Consider the following 17071-nt stretch of genomic DNA (forward strand, 5'->3'; position numbering starts at 1 on the left):
TCATGCCAGGTCGATGCGGGAATGCGTTGACGGGTCATGGAATCCTCGAAGTAGAAAACCTCGAGTCTGCACGTCATCGCGGCTACGTTACAGGTGGGTGGGCTGCACGCTTACCGAGGAGCAGCGTGTGGTGCGTCTAGTCATTGTGAAGACCGATCAGGTGGAGCGGATCGAAGATGGCGAAGACGCCAGCATGATACGAAAGGAGTTCGTTCTTCGCGATGATCTAGTCGGCGAAGTTCTGGAGATAGATAACGATAAATACGTTATCAGATTTCGCCGCGTGTAAGATGAAAAAGGATGACTCGGAAGGTTTGCATTCAGCCAGAAGCGTCCACCCTTGACGTTTGGATGTAGCGCATACGCAACCAACACGACAATTGCGAAAATTCATCAATGAAGACAGTATTAGACCACATGTCTTTTTTATTAAAATTTACACTTATCAAAATAATGGAAGAGATTAGCTCGGAGAGAATACATCCGTTAGGCGGATACGTTCAAAAAAATTTAATAGAGTTAATAGGTAGCATTGCCCTGTATGGAGCAATTTAGCTGGCTCGATGCTAATGTCCGGGGTGTTATTGTCTTTGCTTGGTGGGGGAAGCGCTTTAGTATCGACGTTAATTTAAAGATTTTTGAAATCGACGAAGACGAGACGTCTCACCGGACCAGAGAAGCAATTATCCTCGAACATTGTATGCAGCAAGAAGTAACACGAAAGGCATGGGAGGAAACCGAGAGGTGGAAACTCTCGGACCGTCGAGCCGAGCTCCAAAAATTACGGAAGATCGTTAAGAGTTTATCTGGCGGCCTAGATTACCTAGATACTAAACTTGCTGTTGAACAGTAAAATATACCCAGACGCGGCTCAAGCGTCGTTTATGCGCTGTCGGATATGGCTGATTTCAGCACCTGACGACATCAGCAGAGCCATTGGATGCCCGTCGGTGCCAGCCAATCAGAAATTTAGTCCGGCAGAAGCGCGTATGCTATTCAATAGGTTGGCGTGCGGCGTTGATTTATCTACACCCTCTAATGGAGAATGCAAGCCATCTCGCAGCCTGGACGCGAAAATTGCAACGGTCAGGTGAGTCGGTAATCGGCCAACAGCGGACATTCCCTAGTCAACCGACGCACTAGACCGCTTCAAACAACGGTTGGCCGCACTGTTTTGACCGAGGAAAAGGCATGTCCACTTACGAGGATCCGAATGCGTAACAGCTCCTCCGAGCGGAAGAGATTATTTGCTCAATGGTCGGACATTCCAAAGTCGTGCGACCTGTCGATGACGTCACCATGTTTGACGGTGATGGTTGCCATGTACCATTTTCCCATCAAATTTCGCATTCCCATTCCTTTAGAATGCGCCGACTTCATCACAAGCATATAATTACCAGGGGAGACAGCGGAAAATTCATAGCGGCCGCTGCCATCTGCGGTTGTCGCGTATTTCACCGGGACATTTACGCTGTTAGCCGCACCGTTTTTTTTCCATACTATGCTACTTGAGGTAGGAAGCACGAAGTCATCATCTGCGGGCTCAAACTCTTCATTCTGATCTACCAAAAGCACTGTCGAGCCTGTGTCTGGCTTAGATCCAAAGTTCCGATTGAAATAATAGACGAGCGCTCCACTGATCTTCGCTGGAATTGACACTGAGGCGGTTGCTGCAATTTTTTCTTGACGCTGGATGCTTATAACTGATTTCGACGTCTGTACCTTCCAGTTCATTTCTTGGGCCAAGTCTTTTAAGTCAACGAGCACGCGCTCTCCGGACTTCTGGGCTTTAATCTTAGTAATCGTCCCGTCAATGACAATACTTGGCTCGCTTTTAGCTGGTCCCGCAGCGTAAGCCGCACTGAAATTACTCGCCAAAAGAAATACCAGAATGAATTTCTTTGCTATTTTTGAAAACATCATGCAACTTCCTAGTTATGGTTTTGATATGCTGCAAGCATCGCCCGCCGGCTTTTGAGTATCACACAATATGTTTAATAAAAGCAATCTGCATAGCATTGCTGGCTCGCGTTTGGTTGGCAAGGCGCCTACTGCAGACATGATCAGCTGCTCCCTGAGCGAACAGGTGTATCGGTAGTAAGCCTCGCGCACAGCACTGTATGCGTAATTACTGCAACGCGGCATTTCGGCTGGCATCGGGGTCACTGCCGCAGATCGAAATGAGCATATAGGTACACGCTACGGCAGCTTAGATTAAGGTTTTCACTCTAGGATGAATGGATGCGATACCATAGTTTGTCACTGTAATTGTCAACTGGCAACTCTACTTTGTTAAGCGCTCAGGGCAGTTGCTTACTGTGCAACACATCTGTTATAAAGTTTCCCTTGCACTGGCGAGAGATGCTCACGCCGATGTCTGCTTTGGGTCGTAAGCAGCAGTACTTCATTGGGGACACATTGCCTTAGCACGCGATTTCGCAGGAAAATCTGTGCTCAGGGCTTCCGAAACACGATCGCGTGCTGGATCGGCAGCGATTTGATGCTGCGTTCCCACTTCAGACCATGCGCAGTGGCTTCACGCCGTATTTGCCGCTCGCTCATCTTATGCAGCGGCTTGATCGCGACTGCCGGATCCTCGGCCCGATATTCGACGAAGACGACGCGCCCGCCAGGCTTGAGGGCGTCGACGATGCTGTCAAGGACCTCCGAAGGATAAGCGAGCTCGTGATAGACATCGACCATGATTGCCAAGTCGACGCTGGCCGGGGGCAGTTTGACGGTGGTCTCGCTGCCTAGCACCGACACCACATTGCGCACGCCGCGCTTTGCCATCTGGCTGTCGAGCATGCTAATCATTTCCGGCTGGACGTCGACTGCATATACACGTCCGCTCGGCCCGACCTGTTTCGCCAGCTGCCAGGTATAGTAGCCAGTGCCGGCGCCGATGTCGGCTACCGTCATGCCCGGCGCCAGCGCCAGTTCCGGCAGAAGCAATTCCGGCCGCTCCTCACGTGCCCGGCTTTCGCGCTCGAGCCATTGGGCGCCCTCCCATCCCATCACGTCGGCGATCTCGCGGCCCATATAGCGCTTGCCGATGCCATCCGGGCTGCGTGCGACGCGTTCGTAGCGCATATCGGCGGCTGCTGCCGGTACCGCAGCATCGCAACTAGCGGATGACAGCAACGTTAGGGCCCACAGGCAAACCAGCAAGATGGGTAGGGTGCGATGAATGTGTGAGGTGCGGCAATTGCGCAAGCGGATGCGGAGCATGAGTGGTTTCCGTGATGAGGCGATGCCTGCAATGACATCGGCAGCCTTGCCGTAAATGGACAGGATCAGTGTAGTAGCCTTGGCCTCCGACCGGCGTTCGCCACATCAGAAATTCCTGGTTATGTCGCGTTGACTGAACAGTTGCAGCAGATCGGATTGACTGTGTCGGACGCTGTCTGTCAGTTGGAGAGTTTTTACCGATGGCAACCAGGCATGCGGAATCGGCCGACCGGAATTGCCTGTATCTTGAGGGGCTGCCCGGGGTCGGTTCAGGCCTTGGTGACAGTGACCGCTATGCTGCGTAACGACTGAAGAGAAAGCTTTACTACAGAGGAGTCTTAGAAGGTACGGTACACCGCACCTCGTTGATATGAGCAGGCTCCTGCTTAGCCGAGCCAGGAGCAACTCCGCTTACCAGAACGGGTTCCTACTGCTTACGCGTTTGTATGCGCGCTTGGAGGCGCCCAGTACGTTGTAGCCGCTGTTGGCGTCGGTCGGTAATATCTCGAGATTGCGCGACAGGATGAACAGCAGTTTGTCGGATTCCGCATACAGCGGCTCCCACTTGCCCGGGCGCGGAGCGATCATCAGCTGGCCGTCGCGCTCGGCGATGTGGAAGTCGGGCAGGCCTTCGAGCTTGTAATGGCCGATCAGCGACTTGGCCGTTTCAGTCGGCAGCGTGACCGCGGTACGGAGCCGGGTCTGGTGGGTCGCCCACTGGTACTCATGCGCGATGGCGCGCAACAGGCCCGCCGCCAGTTCACCGCCTTGGTCGCCATTGGTCAGGATCACTGCGCCATCGCCGCTGTCCGTCGAGCCGACCATGGCGGCCCTGAAGCCCATATTGCTGCCGTTGTGTTCAAAGGCCTTGCCACCGTCGCGAATCTGCAGGCCTAGCGCGTAGTCGCCCATCACAGGGGAAAGCATGGTGCGCGTCATGGCCGCCGAGATCACGCCATTGCTGCCCGCTGCGCCTTGCTGGATTGCGATCGCGAACTTGGCCAGGTCTTCCGCAGTGGTCCACAGGCCGGCCGCCGCCAGCTCGGGATAGGTATGGGCGCCACCAGGGTAGGGTTTGCCGTCGTGGCGATGGGCGCGGGCGGCCTGTGCTTGCAAGGCCGCTGGTAGCGGCTGCGAGAAGCTGCTGTCGCTCATGCCCAGCGGTTTCAGGACCGATTCCCGCAGCAGCACGTCGAAGGGCTTGCCGCTGCGGTCGATCATCGCCTGCTGCAGCACCGTGTAGCCGCCACCGGAATAGCGCCATGCCGATCCGGGCACCGCATCGACCCTGATCGCCTTGGTATTGGCCGACCAGGCGCCATCCAGCACCTGCACCAACGTCGGCACCGACTTCCCCGCCGCATAACCAGGGAAGCCCGACACTGTCATACCTCCAGTGTGCGACAGCAACTGGCGTACGCTCGGTTTGCCTTTACCTTCCGGCAGCTTCCAGCTTGTAAGACCGGTGTTGATGTCGGCATCGAGGTCGAGCTGGCCCTGTTCGACCATGCGCAGCGCCGCCATGGCGGCGACCGGCTTGCTGACCGAGGCCGCCTGGAACAGGGTCCGGGGCGTGATAGCTGGCCCACCGACCCATGCCACGCCATAGCCGCGTGACCAGGCTACTTTGCCGGCCTTGATCACGGCTACGCTCACGCCCGGGACGTTCAGACGCGCCATCGCGTCCTGCAGCGTCTCGGTCTTGACAGGTACGGTGGACAGCGCGATCGCCGGGCGCAGACCCGCCTCGATGCGGGCGATGGCGGCTGCGTCGTCGGCGCGGGCAAGGGCGGACAGCGTCGCAAGCACGGCGACAAGCAGAAGAAAGCGGGGCGCTGCAGGATATTTGGCGGACATCGGCTCTTTATGCGATTTGTGTAAACAACAAGCATTATGGCGCTACGCAAACAGCAGCACAAGCAGCGAACGGCAGCTATGCGACGGGCATATTGAAGGTGAAGATGGTGCGTCCGCCGTACGACATCACGCCTATCGTGCAACCGTGAACGTGCGCCATCTCCTTGCCTGACCTCACGTCCGCTCCTGGACCGATAGCTGACGCCGGCTCAGTGTATGGGGTTTGCTACCGGAGCAGGCAAGGTGTTTTATTACACGCGCTTAGTCTTCATTCTTCGTGCCCAGGCACATGACCGATCCGTTCGCGCGGGCCGACGGTGAGATCGATCCGCGCAGCGATGGCGCGGCGCAGACCGCGTGGTCGCCGCAGCATGCCGGTCACCGGCGGCCCAGCAGGGCCCACAGGTGGGCGGCACGCATTGAGTCGGCCGATATCAGTGCGTGAGCGGCGCCGGCGCCGGCGCCGATGCCGCGGTCGTCGTGGTTGCCGTGGCCGCGGCTCGCAGCCGCGGCGCCAGCCCGAACAGCGGCCGCGCCCACGGCAGGCGGCGCACGGCCTCGTACAGTCCGAAGCTGCCGGTGGCGGTGAGCACCATCAGCAGGAGCGCCTCGACGCCTGGCGCCAGGCCGAGCGGCTTGAAGGCGTGCGCCATCACCACGATGAGGGTCTGGTGCGCGATATACACCGGGAATACCGCTTCGGTGAGGTAGCGGCGCGCCGGCCCGTCGCGGTCGAGGTGGCGGCGCGCGAAGCCGCAGGCGGCGACGATGGCGCTCCAGGCGCACAGCGTGTACACGCAGCGCATGACCGGCACCCACAGCGCCATGAACTGCTCGGTGTGTTGGTGGTGGGGCGCGGCATACCATGCCACGATAGCGGCCCAGCCGGCCAGGGCAAGGCCAAGGGCGGCCCAGCGCGCGCCCTCCATGCCTTCCCATAGCTGCTCGCTGCGCGCCACCAGGGCGCCGAGCAGGAACATCGGCAGGTAGGTGGCATGGTTGAACCAGTCGTCGACCAGGGCGTGGGTCGATGGAAAATGGTCGGCCAGCAGGATGCGCACGGCGGCCAGGAACAGTGCCGGCAACACGATCAGCTTCCAGCCGTGCAGGCCGGCCGCGGTGCGCCGGGCCAGCGCCTCGAGGCGGCCGGCCGGCAGCAGCGCCACGCAGGCGGCAAGCAGCAGGGTATAGACCCACAGGTAGGCGACGAACCACAGGTGGTTCCAGGTCGGCAGGATCAGGCAACCGTCCTTGCAGAAGCCGTCGTAGCCGGCGAGGTACAGGCGCATGAAGGCGTTGATGCCGTCGGCATAGCCGAGTTTCTCGACCACCTCGAGATAGGGCTGGAGCGGCACGATGACCAGCATCCCGAACAGCAGCGGCAGCAGCAGGCGCAGGCTGCGCCGACGCAGGAAGGCGCCCGGCGTGGTCTTGTGCAGCAGGAAATGCGAGGCGGCGCCGGCCACGAAGAACAGCAGGGTCAGGCGCCACGGCGAAGACAGCAGCATGAACGGTTCGGGCCCCGTGCCCGCATGCGGACTCTTCACGTGCCAGTCCCAGCTCACGTAGTACATGCCGACGTGATAGGCGATCAGCACGAAAAATGCCAGGATGCGGACCCAGTCGAGGAAGTACAGGCGGTGGTTGCGGGCGGAAGGGGCTGGTTGCATGGCGTGCTCGGATGATGGTGGAGACGCCAGCATCGCGTGTGGCTGGGCAAAAGGCGAGCGCCAGGGGGCGAACCGGGTCCTACATGGGGCGAGCCGGCTCCAGGCGTTCGAGCACGGCGGGCCGATGCTGGCGGCTGCACGGCACACGGGCGCCGCTTTGCAGCACGAGTTCGCAGTCGCCCCTGTCCAGCGGCGCGATGCGCTCGATGGCCGCCAGCCGCACCGCCGCGCGCCGGTGGCAGCGCACGAAGGCGGGCCCCAGCTGGTCGAGCAGGGCGCCGAGGCTCTGGCGCAGCAGCGGCGCGCCGGCAGGCGTGTGCAGCGCCACGTAGTTGTCCGCCGTCTCGAGCCACTCGATGTCGGCCACCTGCACCACGCGGGTCGCGCCGCGTTCGCTCACCAGAAGCTGGCGCGGCGCACCGGAAAGCGCCGCCGCCGGTTGCGGCGGCGCCGCCAGGCGCGCCCGCAGCCGGTCGAGCGCCCGGTGCAGGCGGGCCTGGTCGAAGGGCTTGAGCAGGTAGTCCACGGCTTCGCTGTCGAAGGCGCGCAGCGCGTAGTCTTCATGGGCGGTGACGAACACCACCAGCGGCGCCGGCGCCGGCAGCGAGGCGGCCAGGTCGATGCCCGACAGCTCCGGCATCTCGATATCGAGCAGCAGCGCGTCCGGCCGTTCGCTCTCCACCATGCGCAGGGCCTCGACGCCATCGACGGCATCGCGGACCGATTCGATGCCCGGCTCCAGCGCCAGCATGCGGCGCAGCCGGTCGCGCGCCGGGCGTTCGTCGTCGACGATCAGCAGCCTCATTGCACCATCACCTTCGCATCCTCAACATGGCACCCTCAGTTCGGCGCGTACGCCGGCGGGCGCCAGCGCAACCAGGTCCAGGCCTGCACGCCCATCGTGCAGGGCCGCCAGCCGCGTGCGCAGGTTGGCCACCGTGATGCCGGGCGTACCCGACTCGGCCAGCACGCCGCCATCGTCCTCCACCCGCAGGACCATCATGTCGCCGTCGGTGCCGGCCGTGACCCGGATCGCGGTCGCTTCGCGCCGCCGCCCGACCGTGTGCTTGAACACGTTCTCGAGCAGCGGCTGCAGGCTGATCGCGGGCAGCATGACGTCCAGCGCCGCCGGGTCGATATCCCAGTCCAGCGTCACCCGGCCCTCGAAGCGCTCGGCCATCACCGCGGCATAGCCCTGGGCCAGGCGCAGCTCGTTGCGCAGGCTGGCCTGGGGCCGCTCGCCCAGCGCCAGCGTGGCGCGCAGCACGTCGGCCAGGCGCACCAGGGTGGCGTCGGCGCGCGCCACGTCGGTATGCATCAGCGACGAGATCGTATTGAGCGCGTTGAACAGGAAGTGCGGCTGCATCTGGCGCGTCAGGCGTTCGAGTTGGGCTTCGCGCAGCAGGGCGCCGGCCTGCTCGGCCTTCACCCTTTCCTTCATCATTTCGCGATAGGACAGCAGCCCGAAGCCGATCGTCGTAAACAGGCCGAAGAACAGCGAGATCTTGAGCGCCTCGTAGACGAAGACCTCGGACCATGGCTCGTGGTCGTAGCTGGCGCCGGCCAGGAAATAGACGCCGTGGCGGATCGCGAACACGGTCGGCGTGAAGCCGAACCAGTACAGTGGCAGCCAGCGCAGCTGGCGGCCGAACCAGCGCCACGGCGTGGCAAGCAGCGCGTCGTCGGCGCTGCCGAAGCGGCGCTGGATCAAGAACAGGACCGTCGCAACGACCGCCGACGAGGTCTCCCACAGGATCGGCTGCCAGGGCGCCGTGCCGCCGTCGCGCCGGTAATCTTCCAGCGCGACCAGCACCATCAGGGTCCAGAACAGGACCCAGGCAATGCTGGCGACGACCAGGCTGCGGTTCCAGGACATGTGCGGGTAGAAAAAGGCGACAAGTCCGATCATCGGGCATCGGCCGTAAGTTGTCAAAGTGATGTGCTCGAATGCCGATGTGACAATTCGTGACGATTGCCGCTTCTGGCAGCCTCTGCATGCGACAATGGAATCATGAGCGAATTTGGCCGAAACTACGACGATCCCACCTATCCCCGGTCGATGCGCGCCATGTTCGCGGTCCTTGACTGGCGAACGAGCCCCATGGGCGACCAGAATGACTGGCCGATCGAGTTGCGGGTAGCGCTCGACCTGATGCTCGATTCGCCGCATCCGACACTGGTATGCTGGAGCGGTCGTTACCTGATGCTGTACAACGACGCGTACGCCGACTTGCTGGGCGCGCGTCATCCTATCTCGTTCGGCAGGCCGCTCAGCGAGGTCATGCCGACCATGTGGCCCGATGTCCAACCCCTGGCCGATGCCGCGATGGCCGGCAGGCCTGGTCACGTCAAGGAACTGTGCGTGACGCCCGCGCCGGGAGACGAGGACTGCCAGCGGTGGTTCAGCGCCGCTTATGTGCCCCTGCGTGGCGCGGACGGCAAGGTGGGCGGCTTCGTCCACACCGCGTTCGAGATCACCGCTCACGTACTCGAAGCGCGCCGCGCCGACCAGGCGCGCCAGGCCAGCGACGCGCGCCTGTCGGCCCTGTTCGACAGCTTGCCGGTCGGCGTCGCCGTCAGTGACGCCAGCGGCGCGATCGTGCTGAGCAACGACGCGATGGTGCGCTACCTGCCGACGCAGCGTTTGCCGTCGCAGGATGAGCGGCGCTTCGAACGCTGGGACCTGCGCGATGCCGGGGGCAGGCCGGTGGCCCGGCACGATTTTCCCGGCGCGCGGGCGCTGCGCGGCGAGCGTGTGGTGCCGGGCGTGGAAGCCCTGTACCGCGAGGATGGCGGACGCGAGGTCTGGGCCCATATCAGCTCGGTGCCGATCCTCGATGCCGACGGCAGGGTCAGCGGCCAGGTCTCCGTGATCACCGACATCGACCGTGTCAAGCGCACCGAGGCGGCCTTGCGCGAGTCCGAGGAAAAATACCGCAAGCTGTTCGAGGAGGTGGACGAAGCCTTCTGCATCCTGGAGGTGAAGTTCGATGCCGATGGCGCGCCGATCGACCTGCTGTTCCTGGAAGTCAATCCGATGTTCGAGATCCAGAGCGGCATCGTCGATGCCAGGGGGCGATCGGTGCATGAACTGGCGCCCGGCCTCGAATCGGTCTGGCTGGAACGCTACGGCGCCGTGGCCCTCAGCGGCGATTCGATCCTGTTCGAGCAGTATTCGCCCAAGCTCGAACGCTGGTTCGAGGTCAACGCCTCGCGCATCGGCGCACCCGAGGCGCGCCACGTGGCGCTGGTGTTTCGCGACACCAGCGAAAGGAAACGCATCGAGCAAAACATGCGGCGCCTGGCCCAGGAAGCTTCCGAGGCGAGCCGGCGCAAGAGCGAATTCCTGGCGGTGCTGGCGCACGAGCTGCGCAATCCCATGGCAACCATCCGCACCGGCCTCGAGATCATGCGCCTGCGCGCCGACAGCCCGGAAGCATTGGTGCGCGTGCGCGAGATGCTCGAGCGCCAGACCCGCCAACTGTCGCACCTGGTCGACGACCTGCTCGACGTTGCCCGCGTCAGCAGCGGCAAGATCGAGATCCGCAGGCAGCTGGTTGACCTCAACCGGGTGGTGACGAGCGCGGTGGAAACCAGCAACGCGGTGATCCAGGGCGCGCGCCACCGGCTCGCCGTCCAGTTGTGGCCCGAAGCGCTGTTGCTGCACATCGATCCGACGCGTATTGCCCAGGTGGTGAGCAACCTGCTGACCAATGCCGCCAAATACACGCCACCCGGGGGCGACCTCCATCTCGACGTGCGCAAGGAGGGGGGCGAGGCCATCATCGCGGTGAGCGACAGCGGCGTCGGCATCTTGCCCGAGCACCACGACGAGATCTTCGAGATGTTCAGCCAGGTCGGCGACAGCGGCGGCCTGGCCCAGGGCGGGCTGGGCATCGGCCTGTCGCTGGTGCGCCAGCTCGTGACCCTGCACGGCGGCGCCGTTGCGGTGCACAGCGCCGGGGCGGGCCAGGGCAGCACCTTCACCGTGCGCCTGCCGCTCGGCATGCATGCCGACGGGCAGGGCGAGGCGCCGTTGCCGGAGCAGCGCGCCGTCCCGCGCCGGTCGTTCCGCATCCTGGTGGTGGACGACAATACCGATGCCGCCGAGAGCCTGTCGCTGCTGCTCCGGCTGAACGCACACGAGATTCGCACCGCGACCAACGGCCGCGATGCGCTGGCGCTGGTAAGCGACTTCACGCCCGACATCGCGTTCCTCGACATCGGCATGCCGGGCATGACCGGCTACGAGCTGGCGCAGCGCCTGCGCGCGTTGCCGGCGCTGGCGCATACCACCATCGTCGCCGTCACCGGCTGGGGTTCGGAAGAAGACCAGGTGCGCGCGCGCGAGGCCGGGTTCGACCACCACTTCACGAAACCGATCGCGGCCGAGACGCTGAGCCGCCTGCTCGGGCGGCTCGGCTAGGCGCTTGGAGCGCGGCGGCGCGGTCTACTGCGCGCCGCCACGCTCGGCGTCGATCTCTTTCTTCATCGCGCCGACCTCGTTGATGTAGTCGGCCACCGGCACGTCGGGGCTGGCGCGCAGCTCGGGCGGCAGCAGCACCGGCATGTACAGCTCGTCGGCGGTGCGGCCGTGGCGCTGCATGTTCCCGGCCAGGATCAGGATCGACGACAATACCGCCAGCGCGCCGCAGGCCAGCCGCAAGCGGCGCCGGAACTGCGGGGTGACGGTGGCGAGGTGGAAGTAGACCGCGACCGCCACCGTGATCACCGCCGCATGCGAGGCGTACGCCGTCAGCCATTCGATCGACCAGGCATAGGCCACCACGCTGGCCAGCAGGCGCACACCCACCAGCGCCGCCAGCGCGCAGCCGAAGATGAACAGGTGGCGCCCGAGGCGTGCGCGGCGCCCGAACAGGCGGTTGCCGAAGGCCCACAGGCCGCTCCACACCAGGCCGGTGCCGGCGGCGGCGGCCGGGAACTGGGCATAGCGTTCCAGGTCGTTGCTGGCGTCGGTCAGCCACGCCACCAGCAGCGCCGCCAGCAGCGCGAGCACGATGCCGGCGCCGCCCGGCAGCATGCCTTCCCAGCCGTGCATGGTGCGGTCGACCAGCTCGGGCGGGACCGGGTGGCCCGCGCCGCGGATGCGCAGCGTCGTATGGCCCATGCGCACCACGGTGCCGCCGTCGATCGCCAACTGGTCCTTGATGCGCCGGCCCTTGTGCACGATGCCGTTGCGGCTGCCGAGGTCACGCAGCCGCAGCCTGCCGTCCGGCCCGGCCTCGACCACGGCGTGGTGGGCCGCCGCGTAGTCGTCGTCGACGATGAAATCATTGTCGTAGGCACGCCCCACGCGGATCGGCAGCGCCATGACGCGGTGGCGGTGCAGCACCTCGCCGTTGCGGGCCAGGGTCTCGATGGTCCACGGTCCACGCAAGCGGGCGCTCGCAGGCTCGCTCATCGACGCGCTCGTCGACCCACTCGCCCGCTGCTTCATCGACTCGTCCATGGAATTGCTCATCGGCGCCCGCTGCGCCCGAAGGCGCCCAGGTAGGCGCGCGTGACACGCAGCCCGTTCTCGTACGAGACGCCCGACACGTCGAGGCGGCTTTGCAGGCTCGATTGCGAGGCGTCGGTGCTGGCGGTGAGCAGGGTGAAGTTGTACAGGCCCTCGAACTTGCGGTAGGCGCGCACGCAGGTGACGGCGCGCATCGGCAGGCTGCGGGTGTGCACGAAGCGCTCGGTGCAGAACGGCTTGGTCAGGCGCGGGTCGCCCGTGCTGCCCAGGTTATTGACCTGGAAGGTGTCGCTGGCGAGCGCCGCGAAGCGCATCGGGTCCATGGTGCCGCTGCGGATGTACTGGTGCGTCATGGCCACGTTGCCGGTCTGCTGGACGTCGGACACGAACACCGCCGACTGCATCACGCAGCTCATCGAATCGACGCTGTAGACCGCGCCGCGCGCGTTGGAACGCCCCCAGCAGCGCACCTCGCCCGATTCGCGCACCGGCACCAGGTACTGGCCCATGCCCTTGAGCGTGAGAGGTTCCTCGAGCAGCTTGTCGACCATGCTGCCCTGGTGCGCCAGCAGCTGCTTGCCGATCAATGGATTGAAGTCGCTGGGCGGCGCCGCCTGCTCGGCCACTTTGCGCAGCAGTTCCTGCGCATGCTTGACCGGCACCAGGAAGCTGACCGACTCGCCGTCCCGGCGGCGCGAGACGTTGATGCCGGCGACGGTGCCGCTGGCGGTCACGCTTGGCCCGCCGCTCATGCCCGAGTTGATCGGGCCGCTGAAGATCAGGCGGTCGTAGAAGCTGCGGGTGAGCACGCCGTTGTAGGCGCCTTCCGAGATCGCGAAGCCCAGGTCGAGCGGGTTGCCGAGCGAGTACAGGCGCTGCCCCTGGCGCAGCCGCACCGGCTGCTCGGGCACCTTGAAGAAGCCGCTGCCGTTGCGGTTGATGCGCACCACGGCCAGGTCGTGCAGCACGTCGACCGCCATCAGCTCCACCGGACCGGTATTGCCGTCGGTGTCGATGTATTCGGCGGTGTAGATGGCCGGGTCGAGCGCCATCTGCGACACCACGTGGTAGTTGGTCAGGGCCAGGTTGCTGGTGCCGACCAAGAAGCCCGAGCCGACCGTCGACTGGGTGCGGCCGTTCTTGAGCAGCATGCGGATCTGCAGCAGGTCGCCGCGCGCCGACTCGTACAAGTCCTGGGCGCCGGACGAAGGTTCGGGCAGGGCGTCCTGGGCTTCGGATTCGCCGGGCAGCGGCGCATTCGGCGTCGCGGCCGGCGCCGTATCGACCGGCATCGGGGGCGCGCCGACCGCGGCCCCGGACCCTGCTGCGGCCGTGTTCTGGGTCGCGCGCTGCACCGGAGGCGTCATGTTCTGCGCCTGGGGCTGGGCAGCCGCCGGCGGCGACGTCGCCTCGAGGGCGGCGCCGATGGCGATGCAGGTCAACAGGAATGCCAGGACAGCTCGTTTCATGCAATATAGTGATGGCGGTATGAAATGCTATCTTGCCACCGGATCAACGAGCGTTGCGCGCGTTAGCGCACGTTTGCGGCCATTACGATGCCGAAGCCGGCGCGCTGGCAGGAGCGACCACGGCCTGCTCGCCCTGCTCGACGGCGGTCAGCGGCGCCATCATGTGGCCCAGCTTGGCCTGTTTGGTGTTCAGGTAGCTGTTGTTGTAGGCATTGCGGTTGACCAGCAGCGGCACGCGTTCGGCGACCTGGACGCCGATGCGGTTCAGGGCGTCGATCTTGCGCGGATTGTTGGTCATCAGGCGCACCGACTTGATGCCGAACTGTTCCAGCATCGGACGGCACAACTCGTAGTTGCGGGCATCGGCGTGAAAGCCCAGCTGCAGGTTGGCCTCGACCGTGTCGGCGCCCGCTTCCTGCAGGCGGTAGGCGCGGATCTTGTTGACCAGGCCGATGCCGCGGCCTTCCTGGCGCAGGTACAGCAAAATGCCGCGGCCTTCCTCGGCGATGCGCTGCAGCGCGCCTTCGAGCTGGGCGCCGCAATCGCAACGCTGCGAGAACATGACGTCGCCGGTCAGGCATTCGGAGTGCACGCGGGCCAGCACCGGTGCCCCGGTCGACAGGTCGCCCAGGGCCATCGCCAGGTGTTCCTTGCCGGTCGCCGGCTCGACCCAGGCGTGCAGCGTAAACTGGGCCCACGGCGTCGGCAGCGCGCACGAGGTGGCATAGTCCAGCAGGGATGGCGGGGTAAGGGCGGCGGCGGAAGCTTGCATGACGGTGTTTCCAATCGATGACGTGTACTTATCACCGTCAAGTTTACCGGAAATCGGGCGTGGCCGTGCGGAATCACCCGCTTTTCGGTCCGCGCCGCCGGAGGCTCTGCCGTAAGGAATAAGCCGCTGGCCTTATGCGCGCAGGATGGAATCGGTCGTGACGCGCGGTTGACCAAGTCTTCTCTTGCAGAAAGCCGGGAGCGGCGTGATACGCTGGCAAAAAAACAAGTCCAGGTGCCGCATGCCAAACCTCCCCCGTTTTCCAGTTCGCCTGACGCCGCGCGGCCTCGGCGCCTGGCTGGCGCTCGCGTTCTCGCTCCTTACCGTGGTTCTGACCCTGCTGCTGGTCGAGGTGGTCGAGCGCTTCGCGACCGCCCAGGTCAAGGGCAGCATCGGCAGCGGGCTGGGCGAGATGGCGATGCAGACCGCCGACAAGCTCGACCGCGGCATGGTCGAGCGCTACCGTGAAGTGCGGCTCATGGCGCGCCGGGGCGACCTGGTGGCGCCGGGCGTCAGCCACGCGGAGCGGCGCCGCATCCTGGGCGACATGCAGTCGACCTACGGCTACTACGAATGGATCGGCATGACCGCCCTCGACGGCACGGTGCTGGCCGAGGCGCGCGGCCTGCTGGAAGGGAAGAACGTGGCCAAGCGGCCCTGGTTCGTCAACGCCCTGCAGGGCACCTATGTCGGCGACGTCCACGAGGCCGTGCTGCTGGCCAAGCTGCTGCCGGTGCAGGAAGGCGAGCCGCGCCGCTTCGTGGATGTGGCCTTTCCCTGGCTGGACGCGAACGGCCAGCCGGCCGGCGTGCTGGGCACCCACCTGTCGTGGGAATGGGCGCGCGACGTCGAGCGCTCGATCATCGCGCCGGTCCAGACCCGCAACCGGGTGCAGGCCCTGATCGTCAGCGCCGAGGGCGTGGTGCTGCTCGGGCCCGAGGGCCTTCAGGACATGAAAGTGGATCTGGCCAGCCTGTCCGAGGCGCGCCAGGGACGCACCGGCTACGCGGTCGAGCGCTGGCCGGACGGGCGCGACTACCTGGTCGGCTATGCCGCCACCCGTGCGGTGGGTGACTTCCCGGGACTGGGCTGGCACGTGCTGGTGCGCCAGGACGTCGAGGACGCCTATCGCCCGGTGCGCGAGTTGCGCGCGCGCGCGCTGTGGAGCGGCGCCGCGCTGGCGCTGCTGTTCTCGCTGGCCGGCCTGCTGCTGGCGCGGCGCATCACCCGCCCCTTGAAGGCGCTGGCCGCATCGGCCGACCGCCTGCGTCGTGGCGACAGCCAGGAACTGGTGCCGGCACGGCGCGGCTATACCGAGGTGCGCCAGTTGTCGGGTGCGTTCAATGCGCTGGTGAGCGCGCTGGTGCGCCAGCGTGGCGAGCTGCAGGCCTTGAACGACACGCTCGAAGTGCGGGTCGAGCAGCGCACGCTGGAACTGGAGCGCGCGCTGGCCTCGGTGCGTGCCAGCGAGCAGCGCATCGCCACCATCGTCGGCGCGGCCCACGACGCCTTCATCGCGGCCGATATGCGCGGCATGATCCTCGACTGGAATCCGGCCGCCGCGCGCATGTTCGGCTGGACGCACCAGGAGGCCGTGGGCTGGCCGCTGGCGGAGATGATCCTGCCCGAGCGCTACCGCCCCAGTATCGCCAAGGCGCTGCGCGGCCACCACCAGGGCGGCGAATTCTCGTACGACCGGCGCCTGGAGCGCATCGTCGTCAACCGCCAGGGCGTCGAGTTCACGGTGGAGGTCACGGTGACGCTGGCGGGCGAGGGCGAGGACGCCTTCTTCAGCCTGTTCCTGAACGATATCTCCGAGCGCAAGAAGGTTGAACGCATGAAGAGCGAATTCGTGTCCACCGTCTCGCACGAGCTGCGCACGCCGCTGACGTCGATCCACGCCTCGCTGTCGCTGCTCGACACCGGCATGGCCGGCGAGCTGCCTCCCGATGCCGCCAAGCTGATCCATATAGCCAGCCAGGGCTGCGACCGCCTGATGCGGATGGTGAACGATCTGCTCGACATCCAGAAGATCGAGGCCGGCCAGATGGCGTACCGACGCAATGTGCAGCCGCTGGCGCCCTTGCTGCGGCATGCGGCCGAGACGATGGAGGGCCAGGCGCGGCAAGCCGGCGTGACGCTGCGCTTCGACCTGCCGCCGGGCGCCGAGCAGGTGCAGGCGGCGATCGACCATGACCGCATGGTGCAGGTGTTCAATAACCTGCTGTCGAACGCGATCAAGTTCACGCCATCGGGCAAGACGGTGACGGTGGGCCTGGCCCAGCGTCCGGGCTGGGCGCGCCTGAGCGTGACCGACGAGGGCCCGGGCATCGCGCCCGCCTTCCAGGGCCGCATCTTCGAGCGCTTCGCCCAGGCCGACGGGGCCGACTCGCGCCAGCGCAGCGGCACCGGGCTGGGGCTGAGCATCAGCAAGGCGATCGTCGAGGAGCATGGCGGCACGATCGGCTTCGAGACCCGGGCCGGGATGGGGACGCGCTTCACGGTGGAGTTGCCGTTGCCGGTGGGGCAGGCGGCGCCGGCCAGTCAGCCGTAGGGCTGGTACGCCAAGCCGTGCTTCGGCGTCATCGAGAGC

General features: G+C 64.9%; 12 protein-coding genes. 3 read left to right on the forward strand and 9 right to left on the reverse strand.

Annotated features, from left to right (window positions below; genetic code table 11):
• The first annotated feature begins 541 nt into the window (after positions 1 to 541).
• Positions 542 to 853, forward strand: a complete 312-nt coding sequence (locus AC56KW_RS17990) for a hypothetical protein (protein WP_497172046.1) — start codon at positions 542 to 544, stop codon at positions 851 to 853.
• 398 nt (positions 854 to 1251) lie between these two features.
• Here the strand turns inward: AC56KW_RS17990 and AC56KW_RS17995 are convergent, their stop codons facing one another.
• The 6 genes from AC56KW_RS17995 to AC56KW_RS18020 all read right to left on the reverse strand — a co-directional run bounded on the left by AC56KW_RS17995 (position 1252) and on the right by AC56KW_RS18020 (position 8667).
• Positions 1252 to 1923: a hypothetical protein gene (locus tag AC56KW_RS17995; protein ID WP_497172047.1), complete on the reverse strand. Its 672-nt coding sequence runs from the start codon at positions 1921 to 1923 to the stop codon at positions 1252 to 1254.
• A gap of 531 nt (positions 1924 to 2454) precedes the next feature.
• Complete coding sequence (locus AC56KW_RS18000) at positions 2455 to 3093, reverse strand: class I SAM-dependent methyltransferase (RefSeq protein ID WP_497172048.1); 639 nt, start codon at positions 3091 to 3093, stop codon at positions 2455 to 2457.
• 549 nt (positions 3094 to 3642) lie between these two features.
• Positions 3643 to 5088 (reverse strand): serine hydrolase domain-containing protein, encoded by a 1446-nt coding sequence (locus AC56KW_RS18005; protein WP_497172049.1) that lies wholly within the window; start codon positions 5086 to 5088, stop codon positions 3643 to 3645.
• 434 nt (positions 5089 to 5522) lie between these two features.
• Positions 5523 to 6758 carry an acyltransferase family protein gene (locus AC56KW_RS18010; protein ID WP_497172050.1) on the reverse strand — a complete coding sequence of 412 codons (1236 nt, stop codon included), beginning with the start codon at positions 6756 to 6758 and terminating at the stop codon, positions 5523 to 5525.
• A gap of 79 nt (positions 6759 to 6837) precedes the next feature.
• Positions 6838 to 7563, reverse strand: a complete 726-nt coding sequence (locus tag AC56KW_RS18015; protein WP_497172051.1) for a LytR/AlgR family response regulator transcription factor — start codon at positions 7561 to 7563, stop codon at positions 6838 to 6840.
• 21 nt (positions 7564 to 7584) lie between these two features.
• Positions 7585 to 8667, reverse strand: a complete 1083-nt coding sequence (locus tag AC56KW_RS18020) for a sensor histidine kinase (RefSeq protein WP_497172052.1) — start codon at positions 8665 to 8667, stop codon at positions 7585 to 7587.
• Positions 8668 to 8769: 102 nt separating this feature from the next.
• Between AC56KW_RS18020 and AC56KW_RS18025 the strand changes: the two genes are divergently transcribed.
• The gene (locus AC56KW_RS18025; protein ID WP_497172053.1) at positions 8770 to 11184 is read left to right on the forward strand and encodes a hybrid sensor histidine kinase/response regulator; all 2415 of its coding nucleotides are present in this window, start codon (positions 8770 to 8772) and stop codon (positions 11182 to 11184) included.
• Between the two features lie 24 nt (positions 11185 to 11208).
• On the opposite strand, the gene AC56KW_RS18030 is transcribed toward AC56KW_RS18025, so the two are convergent.
• The 3 genes from AC56KW_RS18030 to ribA form a co-directional block, all read right to left on the reverse strand.
• Entirely contained in the window at positions 11209 to 12180 is a 972-nt protein-coding gene (locus AC56KW_RS18030; protein WP_497172054.1) for an FHA domain-containing protein, read from the reverse strand.
• 56 nt (positions 12181 to 12236) lie between these two features.
• Positions 12237 to 13706, reverse strand: a complete 1470-nt coding sequence (locus AC56KW_RS18035) for a S1 family peptidase (protein ID WP_497172055.1) — start codon at positions 13704 to 13706, stop codon at positions 12237 to 12239.
• An 82-nt stretch (positions 13707 to 13788) separates the two neighbouring features.
• The gene (gene ribA / locus AC56KW_RS18040) at positions 13789 to 14478 is read right to left on the reverse strand and encodes a GTP cyclohydrolase II (protein WP_497172056.1); all 690 of its coding nucleotides are present in this window, start codon (positions 14476 to 14478) and stop codon (positions 13789 to 13791) included.
• 241 nt (positions 14479 to 14719) lie between these two features.
• On the opposite strand from ribA, the gene AC56KW_RS18045 reads away from it, so the two are divergent.
• Positions 14720 to 17032: an ATP-binding protein gene (locus AC56KW_RS18045; protein ID WP_497172057.1), complete on the forward strand. Its 2313-nt coding sequence runs from the start codon at positions 14720 to 14722 to the stop codon at positions 17030 to 17032.
• The last annotated feature ends 39 nt before the right edge of the window (positions 17033 to 17071 follow it).

The sequence above is a fragment of the Telluria sp. RT2P19 genome (assembly GCF_059685725.1).